17 protein-coding genes are annotated in these 15,068 nt (G+C 60.4%); 8 read left to right on the top strand and 9 right to left on the bottom strand.

Going from position 1 to position 15,068, the window contains the following annotated elements:
• Positions 1-31 precede the first annotated feature (31 nt).
• From NKJ00_RS18240 to NKJ00_RS18225, 4 genes are read right to left on the bottom strand one after another with little or no spacing between them, the layout of a single operon-like run.
• Positions 32-286 (bottom strand): DUF6894 family protein, encoded by a 255-nt coding sequence (locus tag NKJ00_RS18240; protein ID WP_502895869.1) that lies wholly within the window; start codon positions 284-286, stop codon positions 32-34.
• Positions 287-332: 46 nt separating this feature from the next.
• Positions 333-770: a hypothetical protein gene (locus NKJ00_RS18235; protein WP_352630653.1), complete on the bottom strand. Its 438-nt coding sequence runs from the start codon at positions 768-770 to the stop codon at positions 333-335.
• Between the two features lie 10 nt (positions 771-780).
• Positions 781-1,959 (bottom strand): acetate/propionate family kinase, encoded by a 1,179-nt coding sequence (locus tag NKJ00_RS18230; RefSeq protein WP_352630651.1) that lies wholly within the window; start codon positions 1,957-1,959, stop codon positions 781-783.
• Complete coding sequence (locus NKJ00_RS18225; protein WP_352630649.1) at positions 1,956-4,367, bottom strand: phosphoketolase family protein; 2,412 nt, start codon at positions 4,365-4,367, stop codon at positions 1,956-1,958. Before NKJ00_RS18225 ends, NKJ00_RS18230 begins: the two co-directional genes overlap by 4 nt.
• 262 nt (positions 4,368-4,629) lie before the next feature.
• Between NKJ00_RS18225 and NKJ00_RS18220 the strand changes: the two genes are divergently transcribed.
• From NKJ00_RS18220 to NKJ00_RS18205, 4 genes are all read left to right on the top strand, one after another.
• Entirely contained in the window at positions 4,630-6,621 is a 1,992-nt protein-coding gene (locus tag NKJ00_RS18220; RefSeq protein ID WP_352630648.1) for a protein-L-isoaspartate(D-aspartate) O-methyltransferase, read from the top strand.
• Positions 6,622-6,722: 101 nt separating this feature from the next.
• Positions 6,723-6,929, top strand: coding sequence for a hypothetical protein (locus tag NKJ00_RS18215; RefSeq protein ID WP_013531530.1), 207 nt, complete (start codon positions 6,723-6,725; stop codon positions 6,927-6,929).
• Positions 6,930-6,974: 45 nt separating this feature from the next.
• The gene (locus NKJ00_RS18210) at positions 6,975-7,445 is read left to right on the top strand and encodes a YbhB/YbcL family Raf kinase inhibitor-like protein (protein ID WP_127268875.1); all 471 of its coding nucleotides are present in this window, start codon (positions 6,975-6,977) and stop codon (positions 7,443-7,445) included.
• Positions 7,446-7,529: 84 nt separating this feature from the next.
• Positions 7,530-7,688, top strand: coding sequence for a hypothetical protein (locus NKJ00_RS18205; protein WP_128304463.1), 159 nt, complete (start codon positions 7,530-7,532; stop codon positions 7,686-7,688).
• 110 nt (positions 7,689-7,798) lie between these two features.
• Here the strand turns inward: NKJ00_RS18205 and NKJ00_RS18200 are convergent, their stop codons facing one another.
• Entirely contained in the window at positions 7,799-8,227 is a 429-nt protein-coding gene (locus NKJ00_RS18200) for a hypothetical protein (protein WP_023812000.1), read from the bottom strand.
• A 191-nt stretch (positions 8,228-8,418) separates the two neighbouring features.
• On the opposite strand from NKJ00_RS18200, the gene NKJ00_RS18195 reads away from it, so the two are divergent.
• Positions 8,419-10,320 (top strand): multicopper oxidase domain-containing protein, encoded by a 1,902-nt coding sequence (locus NKJ00_RS18195; protein ID WP_023812001.1) that lies wholly within the window; start codon positions 8,419-8,421, stop codon positions 10,318-10,320.
• A gap of 55 nt (positions 10,321-10,375) precedes the next feature.
• On the opposite strand, the gene NKJ00_RS18190 is transcribed toward NKJ00_RS18195, so the two are convergent.
• Positions 10,376-10,534, bottom strand: a complete 159-nt coding sequence (locus NKJ00_RS18190; protein ID WP_023812002.1) for a hypothetical protein — start codon at positions 10,532-10,534, stop codon at positions 10,376-10,378.
• Between the two features lie 150 nt (positions 10,535-10,684).
• Entirely contained in the window at positions 10,685-10,912 is a 228-nt protein-coding gene (locus NKJ00_RS18185; protein ID WP_023812003.1) for a hypothetical protein, read from the bottom strand.
• Positions 10,913-11,163: 251 nt separating this feature from the next.
• On the opposite strand from NKJ00_RS18185, the gene NKJ00_RS18180 reads away from it, so the two are divergent.
• Positions 11,164-11,559 (top strand): hypothetical protein, encoded by a 396-nt coding sequence (locus NKJ00_RS18180; protein WP_023812004.1) that lies wholly within the window; start codon positions 11,164-11,166, stop codon positions 11,557-11,559.
• A gap of 453 nt (positions 11,560-12,012) precedes the next feature.
• Positions 12,013-12,198, top strand: a complete 186-nt coding sequence (locus NKJ00_RS18175) for a hypothetical protein (RefSeq protein ID WP_023812005.1) — start codon at positions 12,013-12,015, stop codon at positions 12,196-12,198.
• Between the two features lie 38 nt (positions 12,199-12,236).
• Here NKJ00_RS18175 and NKJ00_RS18170 read toward each other — a convergent pair whose 3' ends face one another.
• Both NKJ00_RS18170 and NKJ00_RS18165 read right to left on the bottom strand, forming a co-directional pair.
• On the bottom strand, positions 12,237-12,986 hold the full coding sequence (locus NKJ00_RS18170) for a metallophosphoesterase family protein (RefSeq protein WP_023812006.1): 750 nt from the start codon (positions 12,984-12,986) through the stop codon (positions 12,237-12,239).
• Complete coding sequence (locus NKJ00_RS18165; RefSeq protein WP_023812007.1) at positions 12,979-13,788, bottom strand: nucleotidyltransferase family protein; 810 nt, start codon at positions 13,786-13,788, stop codon at positions 12,979-12,981. Before NKJ00_RS18165 ends, NKJ00_RS18170 begins: the two co-directional genes overlap by 8 nt.
• A gap of 367 nt (positions 13,789-14,155) precedes the next feature.
• On the opposite strand from NKJ00_RS18165, the gene NKJ00_RS18160 reads away from it, so the two are divergent.
• Positions 14,156-15,067 carry an agmatinase gene (locus NKJ00_RS18160; protein ID WP_352630645.1) on the top strand — a complete coding sequence of 304 codons (912 nt, stop codon included), beginning with the start codon at positions 14,156-14,158 and terminating at the stop codon, positions 15,065-15,067.
• Position 15,068: the final 1 nt, after the last annotated feature.

Here is a 15,068-nt window from a genome sequence, read left to right as displayed (position 1 = left end):
TGCAGGGGATCGGCCGCCAGGCAATTCGGGATTAAGGGGGCTCGCCGGCCTTTTCGGCCGCGAGCGCAAAGGGGAAGCGCAGCATCAGGTTGCGGTTCTCGTCAAAAATCTCGAAGGCCAATCCGGTACGCAGCGGCTTGCCATGCAGCAGTTCTTCGGCGAGGATTTCCTTCGCCGACGCCATCGCGTTTTCCTCGGCGCTCGCGAGATCAGAAAATTCCTGGCCCTCGGGATCCTCCTGCAAGCTTCCGCTCTCATCTCGAAGGTCGAAAAAGTACCTGGACATACCGACTGAACTCCTCTTTGCGATGATGGAATCGGAAGCGCCAGCCTCAGATTTCGATGCCTGATGTACCCGGATTGTCGAAGAGCACAGCCAGGCCATGCTCGATGGCGCAGGCTGCAATCAGATCATCGAAGGCCTTTCCCGAAAGCGGGCAACTTGGCATCACCTCCCGAATTGCGGTTCCGGCCTTGGCGGTAGAGATCACATCGTGGCGTTTCTTGCGTGTCTCGACATATTGCTGGACCAGGATTTTCAGGCGCCTCACCGCAACATCGTCCGTAAACATGGATTCCTCAGCCAATGCCTGAAGTATGGCTGTCGGCGTGATCATCGTGCCGACGGTCTCGGGGTTAGCCGAGATTGCTCGCACAATATTTCCATGGGCAGTTGGTTCCCCCGACCGCTTGCTTGGTAATTTTCGTACAGGGAATGCCCTTGCCCGCGCTTTTACCGAGCCGAACCGACGCCGGGTTTCCGATGCCAATGGCGAGCCTTCAGGCTTGCATCACCTTGCGGCTGTGACGTGCAACGACACTTTCCTCATCGGTCGCAATCACGCGCACCTCCACCTTGCTCTCGGGACGACTGATGATTTCGGCGTGGATGTCGTTGGCGCGTTCTTCAAGCACCACGCCAAGCCAGGTCAATTTTTCGCATATGGCCTTGCGGATGGACGCGGACCGTTCGCCGATGCCGGCGGTGAACACGAGGCATTCAAGACCACCCATCGTATTTGCAAGCGCTGCTGCTTCCCTCGCCGCGCGGAAGGCAAAAAGCGCCATCGCCTCTTGGGCGCGAGGATCGTTGCTCCCTTCCAGCGTCCTCATGTCGCCCGAAATACCGGATACGCCGAGCAGTCCCGACTTCTCGTAGAGCATCGTCTGCAACTCCTCCGCCCCGATGCCTCTTTCCAGCAGGAAGTACAACAGCACGCCGGGATCGATGGCGCCGCACCGCGTGCCCATGACGAGGCCATCCAGAGCCGAAAACCCCATCGTCGTGTCGATGCTCTTGCCCTCGCGCAAAGCGCAAAGGCTGGCACCATTGCCGAGATGGGCGACGATGGTGCGTTTCGCCGCAAGAGTTGGCGATATCCCGCTGAGCCGCCCGGCGATGTATTCATAGGAGAGACCGTGAAACCCGTAGCGGCGCAGGCCTTGCCCTTCATACTGGCGCGGAAGGGCGAAGCGCCGCACGAGCGGATCGATCGTCTGGTGGAAAGCGGTGTCGAAACATCCGACCTGTGGCAGGTCCGGTTGCAAGGCGGCTATCGCGCGGACCGGCGCGAGAATGCGAGGCTGATGCAGCGGAGCGAGCGGCGTCAGTCTATCGACGGCGTCGATGATGTCTAGGGTCAGACGGACAGGTTCGATGAACTCGCTTCCTCCATGCACGATGCGATGGCCGGCGCAGAGCAGGTTCCTTTCGCCAATTTCGCCCTGCACCCAATTCAGCATCTCGCCTATGGCTGCGTCACGCGGCCCGTCGGTGGCGAGCTGCCGATCGCACTGCACCGTTCCGTCGGCCGCTTTTGCGCGGAGGGTGGGGGTGTCGCCCAGGTCCAACGTGCCGCGCGAAACGAGCTGCAGAGCCTGCGACGAGACAAGATCGTAAAGCGCGAACTTGATGCTGGACGAACCGGCATTCAATGCCAAGATCGATTGGCGCATCATTGGCGCGCCTTTGCCGCGCCTTTGTCGGGCCAGCTCCATTTCTGGATTTCGGGCATATCCTCGCCGTGCTCGCGGACATAAGCCCTGTGCTTCACCAACCGGCCGTGGAGTTCGCCGGCAAGCCCTTCAGCCCTTTCGGCCAGTCGCGGCACGCGTTCGATGGCGGCAAGCGCGAGGTGGTAGCGATCGAGTTCGTTGAGCACCACCATGTCGAACGGCGTCGTCGTGGTGCCCTCCTCTCGGAAGCCATGCACATGCATGTTGTCATGGTTGGCGCGACGGTAGGTCAGGCGATGAATGAGATAGGGATAGCCATGATAGGCGAAGATGACAGGCCGTGTCTTCGTGAACAACGCATCGAAGTCTCCATCGGCGAGCCCGTGCGGATGCTCCGTGTTGGACTGCAGCGTCATCAGGTCGACAACATTGACGACACGGATTTTCAGGTCGGGGATCGCAGAGCGCAGGATGTCGGTCGCGGCCAGCGTTTCCAGGGTCGGCACGTCGCCGGCGCAGGCCATGACCACGTCGGGCTCCTCGCCCTGAGCAACCGTACCGGCCCATTCCCAGATGCCCGCCCCCGCCTTGCAATGCGCTTCGGCTTCTTCAATGGACAGCCATTGCGGTGCCGGCTGCTTGCCGGCGGTAATGACATTGATGCGGTTATAGGTTCTCAGGCAATGATCGGTGATCCACAGCAGGGTGTTGGCATCCGGCGGAAAATAGAGCCTTACCGTATCAGCCTTCTTGTTGGCGACCAGATCGGCAAAGCCCGGATCCTGATGGCTGAAACCATTGTGATCCTGCCGCCAGACATGCGAGGTCAAAAGGTAATTGAGCGAGGCGATCGGCTTGCGCCAGGCAAGCTCGCCGGAGGTCTTCAGCCATTTGGCATGCTGGTTGACCATCGAATCGACAATGTGGATGAAGGCCTCATAGCAGGAGAACAGGCCGTGGCGGCCGGTGAGCAGATAGCCTTCAAGCCAGCCCTGGCAGAGGTGCTCGCTGAGCACCTCCATGACACGTCCGTCACGGGAAAGATGGACGTCGTAGGGTTCAATGCGCTGCATCCAGAGCCGATCGGTAACTTCGAACACCTTGTCGAGGCGGTTGGATGACGTCTCGTCCGGCCCCATCAGGCGAAAATTCCGCGCCTCGGCATTGAGGCGGAACACCTCGCGAAGATAGCTTCCGCAAATCCGCGTCGCTTCAGCGATGACGCCTCCCGGACGAGGCACTTCCAGCGCCAGGCTTTTCCAGTCGGGAAGCACAAGATCGCGCTTCAACAGTCCGCCATTCGCGTACGGGCTTGCGCCCATGCGCTTTGTCCCTGTTGGGGCAAGTGCCGCGAGCTCTGGTAACAGGTGCCCGCCTTCATCGAACAGCTCTCCCGGTTCGTAGCTTCGCATCCAGTTTTCGAGGATCTTGCGGTGGCCCTCATTTCCGCGTGCGTTCGACACCGGCACTTGATGCGAGCGCCAGAAACCCTCGACCTTCTCGCCATCGACCTCCTTGGGACCTGTCCATCCCTTGGGGCTGCGCAGCACGATCATCGGCCATTGCGGGCGTTGACCATGCCATCCCGGAGCCCGTGCCTGTTCCTGAATGGACCGGATGCGATCGAGCACCGTGTCGAGTGTCGCGGCCATCGACTGGTGCATGGCAAGCGGCTCGTGGCCTTCGACGAAGAACGGTTGGTAGCCATAGCCGGCGAAGAGATTTCGCAACTCCTGATCGTCCATGCGGCCGAGGATCGTTGGATTGGCGATCTTGTAGCCGTTGAGATGCAGGATCGGCAGGACGGCGCCGTCCGAGGCTGGGTTCAGGAACTTGTTGGAATGCCAGGCCGCCGCGAGCGGACCGGTCTCGGCTTCACCGTCACCAACGACGCAGGCAACCACCAGATCCGGGTTGTCGAAGGCCGCACCAAAGGCGTGAACCAACGCATATCCCAATTCACCACCCTCATGGATGGAGCCTGGCGTCTCGGGCGCGGCATGGCTTGGCACGCCGCCGGGGAAGGAAAACTGTCGGAACAGTTTCCTGAGGCCGTCTTCGCCCTGCCCGATATCGGGATAGACCTCGCTATAGGTGCCCTCGAGCCAGGTGTTGGCGACCATTGCGGGGCCGCCATGGCCCGGCCCGCAGATAAACAGAGCATCGAGGTCGCGTTCGCGTATGACGCGGTTCAGATGCACGTAGAGAAAGTTCAGCCCCGGCGTCGTGCCCCAATGGCCAAGCAGCCGCGGCTTGACGTGTTCGGCCTTCAACGGTTCGCGCAACAGCGGATTGTCGAGCAGGTAGATCTGGCCGACCGAGATGTAATTCGCGGCGCGCCAGTAGCGGTCCATGAGGTCGATCCGTTCGTGGCCGATAGCCTGCGGCGTCGCGGCAGCCTTGTCGTTCATCGACATCTCCAGCTTCGGTTCGCTGGTGATAACTGGGGCATCTTTGCGCTTGAGCAACCCCCGACTGCCGCGTTCGGGTCGGCGTCACGACCCACGCGGCCGAGAGACCGGACGCCATCTCGGCCGGGTTTGCGGCCCTGTCCGCAAATAGGCGGGAACCTTGAAGTCCTCCGGCGGTTAGAAACTGGAATCGCGAAGGCCAGGCTCAAGGCAGGTACCGCGAAGGATAGCCTCGAAGCGTTGCACCAAAGGGAGCTAAAAGATGCTCGATCTTCCTCGTGCCCGTGATCGAATGGTCAATATCCATGTCGGCCGGCGTGGCATTCATGACCGTGAGATTCTGCAGGCAATGCGCGAAGTTCCGCGCGAGGCCTTCGTCGAACCCGGTTTTGAGGAATTTGCTTACGAAGACACGCCGCTGCCGATCGCCGATGGCCAGACCATATCGCAACCCTACATTGTCGCGTTCATGATCGAGATGGCGGATGTCAAACCGGGTGACCATGTGCTCGAAATTGGCACCGGCTCGGGATACGCGGCCGCGGTGATGAGCCGGATCGTCGAACAGGTCTACACGATAGAGCGTCATCCCGGTTTGGCCGAAACGGCGAAGCGGCGGTTTGAAAAACTCGGCTACCAAAACATCGAGGTTCGGACAGGCGATGGCACCAAGGGCTGGCCGCAGGCGGCGCCGTTCGACGCCATCGTGGTGACAGCCAGTGGTCCCGGCGCACCGCTCGCCCTTCAGGAGCAACTCGATGTCGGCGGCAGGCTCGTCATTCCGGTCGGCGACGACCCGGATTTGCAACGTCTGCTCAAAGTCACCCGGACAGGCGCCGCAACCTATAGCGAGGAGGATTTCGGCGGCGTGCGCTTCGTCCCTCTGATCGGCGAGCAGGGTTGGTCGGAAAACGGCACGGCCACCGACGTTGGTCGTCCGCTTCGACATCCCCATCCGATCAGCCTGCCTGATATGATCGCGGCCGCGGCCGAACCCCTGCCCGATTTCGACGATCCGGCCTTCGGCGCATTGTTCGATCGGTTCGCCGACCGGCGCATTGTTCTGCTTGGCGAGGCAAGCCATGGCACGTCCGAATTCTACAGGGCGCGCGCGGCGATCACCCGCAGGCTCATCGAACGCCACGGCTTCACCATCGTCGCGGTCGAGGCGGACTGGCCCGACGCGGCGGCGATCGACCGCTATGTTCGCCATCGTCGGCCGCGAACCGGCACTGGCGCGCCATTCCAGCGATTTCCGACCTGGATGTGGCGCAACACCGATGTCGCGGCCTTCACCGACTGGATGCGCCGTCACAACGAGAAGCTAGAGCCTTCGGCGCAAGCAGGGTTCTACGGCCTCGACATCTACAATATGAGCGGTTCCATCGGCGCGGTCCTCGATTATCTCGACCGGGTCGATCCCCAGGCAGCCAAGATCGCGCGCGAACGCTATGGCTGCCTGACGCCCTGGCAACACGAACCGTCCACCTACGGCCGCGCGGTGCTCACCGCCGGCTATCAAAAATGCGAAAAAGCGGTGCTGGAACAATGCCGGGACTTGCTCGCCAAACAGCTCGAATATGCAAAAAGGGACGGCACCGACTTTCTCGACGCCAGTCAGAATGCCCGGCTGATCGCGTCCGCCGAACACTATTACCGGATCATGTACTATGGCGGCGCGGAGTCCTGGAACCTGCGCGACACGCACATGTTCGAAACGTTGGAACATTTGCTGCATGCCGGCGGCCCCAACGCCAAGGCCGTGGTGTGGGCGCACAATTCCCATATCGGCGATGCCCGCTTTACCGAGATGGGCGTCGTTAGGGACGAACTGAACATCGGCCAGCTCTGCCGGCAGCGTTTCGGGGATGAGGCAGCGCTGATCGGTATGGGCACGCATTCCGGGACAGTAGCGGCCGCCAGCGACTGGGACGGCAAAATGGAGGTGAAGCAAATCCGCGCGTCGCACGCCGACAGCTACGAACGGCTTTGCCACGATTCCCTTGTGTCGCGGTTCCTGCTCGACCTCGGGCGCGACACAACGCTGCGTGACCGGCTGATGGAACGCAGGCTGGAGCGATTCATCGGGGTGATCTACCGGCCGGAAACCGAGTTGGGCAGCCACTATGCGGACGCTTCCCTGCCCCGGCAGTTCGACGCGTTCCTATGGTTCGACAAAACCGCGGCAGTGACGCCGCTTGGCCCGGAGCATGCAAGAACCGGCGTTCCCGACACCTACCCGTTCGGGCTTTAGCCGGCGCGCGGCGAACCAATGAAGAAGCTGAGGCGTGGAACCGGAACGAACTATCCGGTCTGCGATTTCAAAACTGCAATCCCCGTCGAAGGAGTTTTCTCATGACCGGAACCAAACATCCGAAATGGAAGAAACCGAGCGATGCCGACTTGGCGAACAATCCTGGTATCGGGACTTCCAAGGGAACGATCAAGGAAGGCGAAGAGTTCGAGCTTGAGGGCGAGAACACGGTCGAAGGTGACGTCGAAAACGACACGACCGCCGCTGGCGGGATCGATCCAAGACAAAAGATGCGGACCAACAAATAGCTGCCCTGCGCGTCGCTGGGATCAACTTCGCCGGAGGAGTGAACCATGCCACTTGCCCTTAGCAGTGCCGCCTTTGCCGAAGGCGGACAAATTCCCGAAAGATACACACGAGACGGCAAAAACGTATCGCCGCCGCTGAAATGGTCTGGAGTGCCAGATGAAGCAAAGAGCCTCGTTCTCGTCGTTCAGGATCCTGACGCGCCGAGCGGAACGTTTGGTCATTGGGCGGTGTTCAACATCTCCCCGGACACAAGGGAACTTCCCGAGGCCGAAAGCGGCAAGCCGGGTCCGGGCGCCCTCAGGCAAGCAACGAATGATTTTGGCAACGCCTATTACGACGGCCCTGAGCCGCCGGTCGGACATGGCGTTCACCATTACCATTTCCGGCTGGCCGCGCTCGACACCCCGAGCCTTGCCATTCCAGCCAGCGTGGGCATCGAGCGCATCTGGCGGGAGGCGCAGAAACATTCGCTTGAGCAGGCTGAACTCATCGGAACCTACGAGCGCAATTCGTAAGTTAATGACCAGGGGCGACCGAGGTGGCCTGCTGCGCGGAACGGTTCTCCTCCTCGCCGGTTGTCTGGGAAAGGAGATGCCGCCATGTTTGGAGATATCATGTGGTTGGTCGTCGTTGCCGGCGGCCCATTGCTGCTGATCGTGCTGATGGCCTATGCCGTTATCGCACGCCGTCGGCGTGGACCCGCCGAACGAAGGGAGAGCGACCGAGCGACCGACCGGCTATACCAGGACAAGCGTTGATCCGCATCGGCGAGACCTCCGATTGGCAAGACATCCAATCGGCAAGACATCCAATCGGCAAGACAGGGGATCGTATGCCGCACCGAAGCGACGACGATCCCCAACTACGGTCAGCGCATTATCCTTTGCCGCAACCACGCAAAGAACCTGCCGCTGATGGCTGAGCGGACCCGCGTCGCAGCCCAGCGCGCTTTCATGGTTGAGCCGACGTGGCAATCGCAGACGATGTCGTGCAACTGCCAGTCGTTCAACTCGAAAAAGCGCTTTGCCTCACCATATGTGTCGTCTTTCAAACCCGATGCGCGCAGCACTGGATCTTCGAAGGCAACCGAAATTGCCGTACCCTCGCCCCGCATCATCGCACGTGCTTCAGGGTGCAAATGTTCAGTGCCTGCAAAGGCCCCAAGGCATCGCTCGGGATTACGCTCCAGCAGTTCAGCCCAGCGCTCTACGCGCTGATTTCGTGTCATTGCGGAATAGGCAGCCGACGATTCAATCTTGGCGACGGCATGCAGTTGGTCGAGTGTTTGATGTTTCATGGCCAGCTCCTGTTGAGGCAGCGAAGCGCCCACGCCTTCAAGGGAATTACCGCGCGTTAATGCTTCGACAAGAGCGCCAGGCTGGAGAATTCGACACAACCGGATTGGGCCGGCGGGATCATAAACACGCCGGCTGCGTTCATCGACGGGGCTGCTTGTGACAAGCCACTGATCCGCGACGGGATGCATCCATGTTCATCCAGCCAATCGACTATTTCCTTGCCGTCTGGTTCGCTCTTGCCGCCGCCTCGACGCTTTATGTCGGCTTCGATCAATACCGCAACAATCCCGAACCGGTGGTGATGAAATGGGGTTTCATCCTGGTGACCCTCTATATGGGTCCATTGGGGCTGCTGCTTTATGTGCTTGCAGACAAGGAGCCACGGCCGGGCGAGCATGAAGACTTTACCAGGCCGCTGTGGAAACAGGGGGTCGGTTCGACCATCCACTGCGTTGCCGGCGATGCGACCGGCATCATTCTCGCCGCAGTCATCACGGCAACGCTTGGCTTGCCGATGTGGCTCGACCTCATCGTCGAATATCTGGCGGGCTTTGCCTTCGGCCTGTTCATCTTCCAATCGCTGTTCATGAAATCGATGATGGGCGGCACCTACTGGGAGAACGTGCGCAAGAGCTTCCTGCCCGAGTTCATCTCGATGAATTTCATGATGGCCGGCATGGCACCCGTCATGAGCTTTCTGATGATGGGGCGCGACATGCGCGCCATGGAGCCGAACGAGCTTTTGTTCTGGGGCGTGATGTCGATCGGCGTCATCGCTGGCTTCACGCTCGCCTATCCGGCCAATGTCTGGCTGGTCGCGCGCGGGCTGAAGCACGGATTGATGACGCAGCGCCCGCAGGCGAACGAAACGAGCAGTGGAGAGCCGACCGCCCACCAACAGCATGCTATGCATCACCCCAACGCCGGCGACGGCCGACGAAGCCGCAACACCTCCCATAAGTCCAAACGCAGCGGCCACCAGATGGAGACGGACGCTACCACGCCGCAGATTGCGGCCCTCGGTATTGTGTCGGTGTTGGCGCTGGCGATCGGCATGGCCGCGCCGGCCAACTGGCTGAACCTGACGCTTTCGGCGCGTGACGTCGGCGGCGCGATCATGCCGCAAGGCATGATCATGGGTCGCGACACGCCGGCGGAGGCCATGCGTGACATGGCTGCAACCGATCCGCGTCGCGTTACCTCGTCCTATGCTCTTGCCGCCAAGGGCGACCAGGAACTGCCATTCCGCCTGGAGAACGGCGTCAAGGTGTTCGAGCTCAGACCATCGGTGGTCCGCTGGCAGATCCTGCCCAACGTCGCGGTCGACGCCTATGCCTACAATGGCCAGATTCCCGGTCCGCGCATCCACATTCGCCAGGGCGATAAGGTTCGCATCGACGTCACCAACGACCTGCCCGAAGAAACCACGGTGCATTGGCACGGCATGATTCTGCCGAACCAGATGGATGGGCCTGCCGAGATCACCCAGCCGCCGATCGAACCTGGACAATCCTATTCCTATGCATTCACCGCGACCCAGCACGGGACCTATTTCTATCATCCGCATGCCAAGCCGGACCGCACCCAGGCGCTGGGGCTTTATGGGGCGCTGATCATCGATCCCGCCAATCCTGCCGACGAGGTTCCGGCTGACCACGACTATGTCATCGAACTTCAGGAATGGCTGGTGCGTGATGGGCTGACCTACCCCTCAATGCCAATGGAAGGCGGCATGCCGAACTTCTTCACCATCAACGGTAAGGCCTATCCCGCAACCGACACCATTCCTATGAAGGTGGGCGAGACGCTGAAGGTGCGTTTCATCGGCACCAACAACGGCTTCGTCCATCCAATGCATATCCATGGCGGACCCTTCGAGGTCGTCGCCCGTGACGGTGAGACGCTTTCTCCCTCGGCACGCTTCCTGGCCGATACCATCAATGTCGGACCGGGACAGCGCTATGACGTCGTGTGGAAGGCGCTGCGTCCCGGCAAGTGGCTCATTCACTGCCACATCCCGCATCACACGACGAACAACAATGTCGAGGAGAAGGGCGGCGGCGGGTTGATGGTCGTCATCGACGTCGGCTAGATCTGCCAACCCCTGTGGATTTACCGATGTTATTCGGAGGCCGCGTCGTTGCGCGCTACTTCTTGATAATGGTTCCGTTGCGCAAGTCGAATGCTTCGGTACCGCGAGCCTGACGGTAGAAATCGTCCTGCAATTCGCCCCACTCGCCGAGAAAGGCGCCGCAATTGCTGCAATGAATTGGCGTCGATTCCTCCGCGTTGTCGGGAATGTCCATTTGGATAGTCCCACAAGCCTTGCAATCGAGTTTGTCGTCCAACCGTCGTCCCATTTCCCAATGATTGCGCATTTTCGGCCATGAGCCAATTGTCGATTTCGTACCAAATCGCTTCAACCGCCGGTGAGTCCTCCAGCCATGGCTCATCGGTCAATCGCGAGAGTCAAAAAGGACGGCCAGCCCCAGTTCCCGTGCCAGCTCGACGATCGTCTCCATCAACTCATCGTCTGTGTCCTGCAAATAAGGCGCGTCCCTGCGAGCGGCCTCTATCGCCGCTTTGACCGAAACAATGTCGCCGTATCGCGCACTTCGAAGCTCCTCTGCCAGAAACGCCTTGGCGGTACCGACAGGTCTTATTGCCCATCTGGCGATGCTCATGCGGCTCCCTCCCATGGTCACCTCTGCTTGATTTTGATCCTGTCCAAGGTGCAGATCAATCGATGGTACGATTCCGTACGAAACCGCCCAACCGGTTGGGAGACAGCCGTGTGACGGACGCCCTGGCCAAGGTTTTCGGCGTCTCTCTGGGGTGAGTTGGGACGAAATCGCCCGGCGGGACCAGCCCCGCGGGAACCATCGCTCAGCATGGGGGTTTCTTCAAAATCTCCTCGAGGATGCAAGGAGCGACCATGCGCATGTTGACGATAGCTCTCGCACTTTCCGGGGCGGTCATCATTCAGCCCGTCTACGCCCAAACTGTTGGACCGCAGCCTCCCCAGGTGACGCCACCGCAGGGCGAAGTGCAACCGGAGCTGGCGCTGCCAGATCCAGGCTCTGCTGATTTGAATTTCACCGGCGTTGCCATTATCGCCGTCGAGGATTTGCCTGACGAAATCAAGGCGCAGGCGGATGCCGTGATCAATCAAACCAGCGCCGAAGATTTGCTTCGCCTGCAAAACTCAGTCGATGCTTCGCCTCAGGCGACATCGGCTTTGAGGGCAAATGGGCTCAATTCCTCGCAGGTTGTCGCTGCAAACATAGATGGCGATGGCACGCTGACCCTGATCATCCAGACGACGACTTGAGGCGCCGAAGCAACCATTCAACTTTGCCGATCTGCAGGCGATGGGCTTTCTGTCTCGAGGTTGCGCACTTGCCCCGCGATAAAGAAGCTCCCCTTCGTCTATGCGTGGACGGGAGGCTCTTCATTCTCGTCGGGATTGGGCAGCGGCGTCTCGTCCGGGAGCCTTTCCGGTTCGGGTTCCTCGATCGGCTGGGGCTTCCATGTTGGAGGCGGCACGGGCACATCGCGATTTGGGTCTGGCTGTCTTGGCTGTGGCATCTAACTATCTCCGTTCAGTCGGAACAACTCGTGCGCCGTGGCATGGTTCCTGGCAGAATCCAGCCATCGAGATCGTTACGCCCTCAGGGCACGCGCATGTTGGTCCGCCCAGGTGCCGGCCCAAAAGTTTGCAGATCGTTCGGAACCGGTCGGATTTTCGAGCCGTTGTCATCGACAGGGATCAAGGAGAAGCGCGATGAAGGACAAGCAAGGAAATATCGACCATACATTGCCGCAGGTCGCCATCGACGATCAGCAGGTGCGACAACTGGCGGCCACGACCGATTTGCCGTCCAGGCAGGCTCGCGAACTGGTGCGCCGTCACGGCAACGATCCCCGGAAGCTGGAAGAGTTGGCGAAGTCGATCAACGCCACCAATTGAGTTCAGGCCAATGGGCACCACGGCGCATGCCGCTGGCGTCAGATTTCGAGCAAGGCGTAGGGGCGGCCGCTTGGCTTGGTCACATGCATGGCGACGTTGTAGACCTTGGCTCCGCCAGGCGTTTGACCTTCGTAAGAACCGCGATGTGCATGACCGTGCACGACAGCACTAACCTGGAATCGATCGATCGTCTCCGCCAGGCGTGAAGAGCCCAAAAATGGAAATATCTCCGGCGGTTCTCCCGCGACTGTGTCGGCAATCGGCGCATAGTGGAGGATCACCAGCGTGCGCTTCGCCCGCACTTGGCGCATCGCGTTTTCAAGTCGCATTGCCTCGTTCACGCTTTCGGCGACCATCGTCTTGATGGCCGGTTCACCGAATGAGCCGAGCATGCGTGACCCGAAGCCGCCTATGAATCCCTTCACGCCGACAAAACCCACCTCTTCGATTTCGACTGCCTGCCCGTCGAGGAGATGAACATGCGCCTGGCGCAGGATGTTCGTGACGTCTTCCACCGCACCAGACTCGTAGTCATGATTGCCGAGCACCGCCACGACCGGGATCGAACAGTTGCGCAGATCCTCGGCCAGCATCTCCGCTTCACGAGGCTTGCCGAGATTGGTCAGATCTCCCGTGAGAACGAGAATGTCCGCTTCGCTCGAAATTTCGCCGAAGAGGTTTCGATACGAGGTTTGCGCATCTTCCCGCACATGGAGATCCCCGACCGCGGCAACTTTGAGCGCGCGTGCGCCGTCCTTGGGCCCGCTGCTCTTGACGGGATCAGCCATCACGGAATTCTCCCACACCACCGACGCCGGCGAAGCCCCATTCCTTGACGTCGATTTCGTAATCGGTTTGCGAAAGCAGCCGCCCACGGCAGATCTTCATCCTTGGAGACGGCAACTGCCGTTGCTTGGCGAGGCGGTCGAGCAATTCATCGAGCAGCCACGCCGGGATATGATCGCGCTCGCTCGGATAGATCCATCTGAAATTGATAAGCTGCATCAACAGAACCTCCCAATGAACCTCCAGATAAGAAAGCAGCCGGTGCCAATCGATCTGATCGCCCGCCTTGAGAATCGTATGAGCGATATCGGCGCCATCGTGTCGCCCTCTGTCCTGGATAAAGCATTTGGACCAGATGAGTTCGGTCGGGCCGATGATCCGCACCCTGCTACCCAACAGCTCTGTTTGGCGGGCGTGTTCCAGCCACAGGTCGCCAACAGGCACCGTGCCGTTGGCCGAGCCGAATATGACGTCGAAGAAATGCGTGCCCTTGAACACCTTGCCGAGCCACCGGTCATCCTCGATTTCGACGGCATATCCAAGCTGCTTGAAATGGGCGAGGATCCGCGCGTAATCGCCTGCCTTGCAGAAAATATCGAGGTCCTTGGTCTGGCGGGTGACACCCGTATAAGCGCTTACCGCGTAAGTCCCGGCGACCAGAAAGGGTATGTCGGTGGCGGTAAGCTCGCGGATTGCTTCCGTGTAAAATACCTCCGCCTCGGCATTTTTGAGCGTCGGCGCCGCTTTTGCATCGATCTTGGGAAGCGAGACCAGAACGTTTTCAGGCAATGGACCATTGGTCATGAAACGATGACTCCGAATCCGGCAACCGGTAGTCGCCCGCTGTGGTAACAACGTGAACCTCGCCTGGTTCCGCTATCAGGCGACCAGCCAAGGTTCATTCTCGTCACGCACTGGAAATTTCGGGATCGCGCCTGCCGATCCAAACGCCAACGTCCTCGTCGGCAGCGCAATGTCGCCTCGAGATCGGCCCATGCCACCGCCAATGTCCCATTGGCCCAAATTTGAAACACCAGGTGGGGTGATCGATCTCGATTGTTTTTAGAGTTTATTGGGCTTACCCAATCGGCACACAAAGCTGAAGCCGAGGCGCTTGACTTAAACGCACCCGATCGGCGTGCGCTAAGCCATCATCAGGATCCATCAAGCCATGACACCCTCGCCTCCCTTTCTCGGCTTTCCCGATCGCCTGACAGATGGCCACATGCCCCGCGCAGTGATCTTCGGAGCCGGTCACGGCAGCACTTATCCCGGCAAGGACAGCCGCGGCCATGCCTTGGCGGCGGATGCCATCCGAACTGCGAGCCAGGACGATGCCGCGCTCGTCGAGCACTGGGATTTCGATCTCGGCGGCCCGCTGTTCGACGGCAAGCCGGCCTCTTGCATCGACGCCGGCGATATCTTGACCACCATGCATGACAATGCCGGCAACAGGGTCAGGATCGAGGCAAAAACGCGCGAAATCCTGGTATTGCCGGCCGTGCCGATCCTGATCGGCGGCGACTGTTCCATGACCATTCCCTTCCTCTCCGGCTTTGCGGAGCACGGGCCGGTCTGGGTCCTGCAGATCGACGCCCATATCGACTGGCGCGACGAGGTTCAGGGCGAACGCTACGGCTATTCGAGCCCGATGCGCAGGGCGAGCGAGATGCCGCATGTCGCAGGCATGGTGCAAGTCGGCCTGCGCAGCGTCGGCAGCGCACGCATCACCGAGATCGAAGCGGCACGGCGCTATGGCAGCCGCTTCGTGACCGCCCGCGAGGTTCACGCTCAGGGCGTCGAAGCCGCGCTCCGGCATATTCCGGAAGGCGCGCGGGTTGTCGTCACCCTCGACTGCGACAGCCTTGATCCAAGCATCATGCCGGGCGTGGCGGCGCGTACACCCGGCGGCCTCACCTACATGGAGGTGATCGACCTGATCGCCGGCCTCGGCAGACGGGCCCGGATCGCAGGGTTCGACCTTGTCGAGTTCTATCCTCCGGCTGACATTGACGACCTGTCAGCGCTGACCGCCGCGCGCCTTCTCGTCAATGTGGTCGGCACCGTCGTCCGGCAGGTTTGAC

The organism is Mesorhizobium sp. M0227 (assembly GCF_040321855.1).
Classification (GTDB): domain Bacteria; phylum Pseudomonadota; class Alphaproteobacteria; order Rhizobiales; family Rhizobiaceae; genus Mesorhizobium.
Note: the sequence above shows the minus strand (reverse complement) of the source record. Positions and strands in the feature narration are given on the sequence as shown.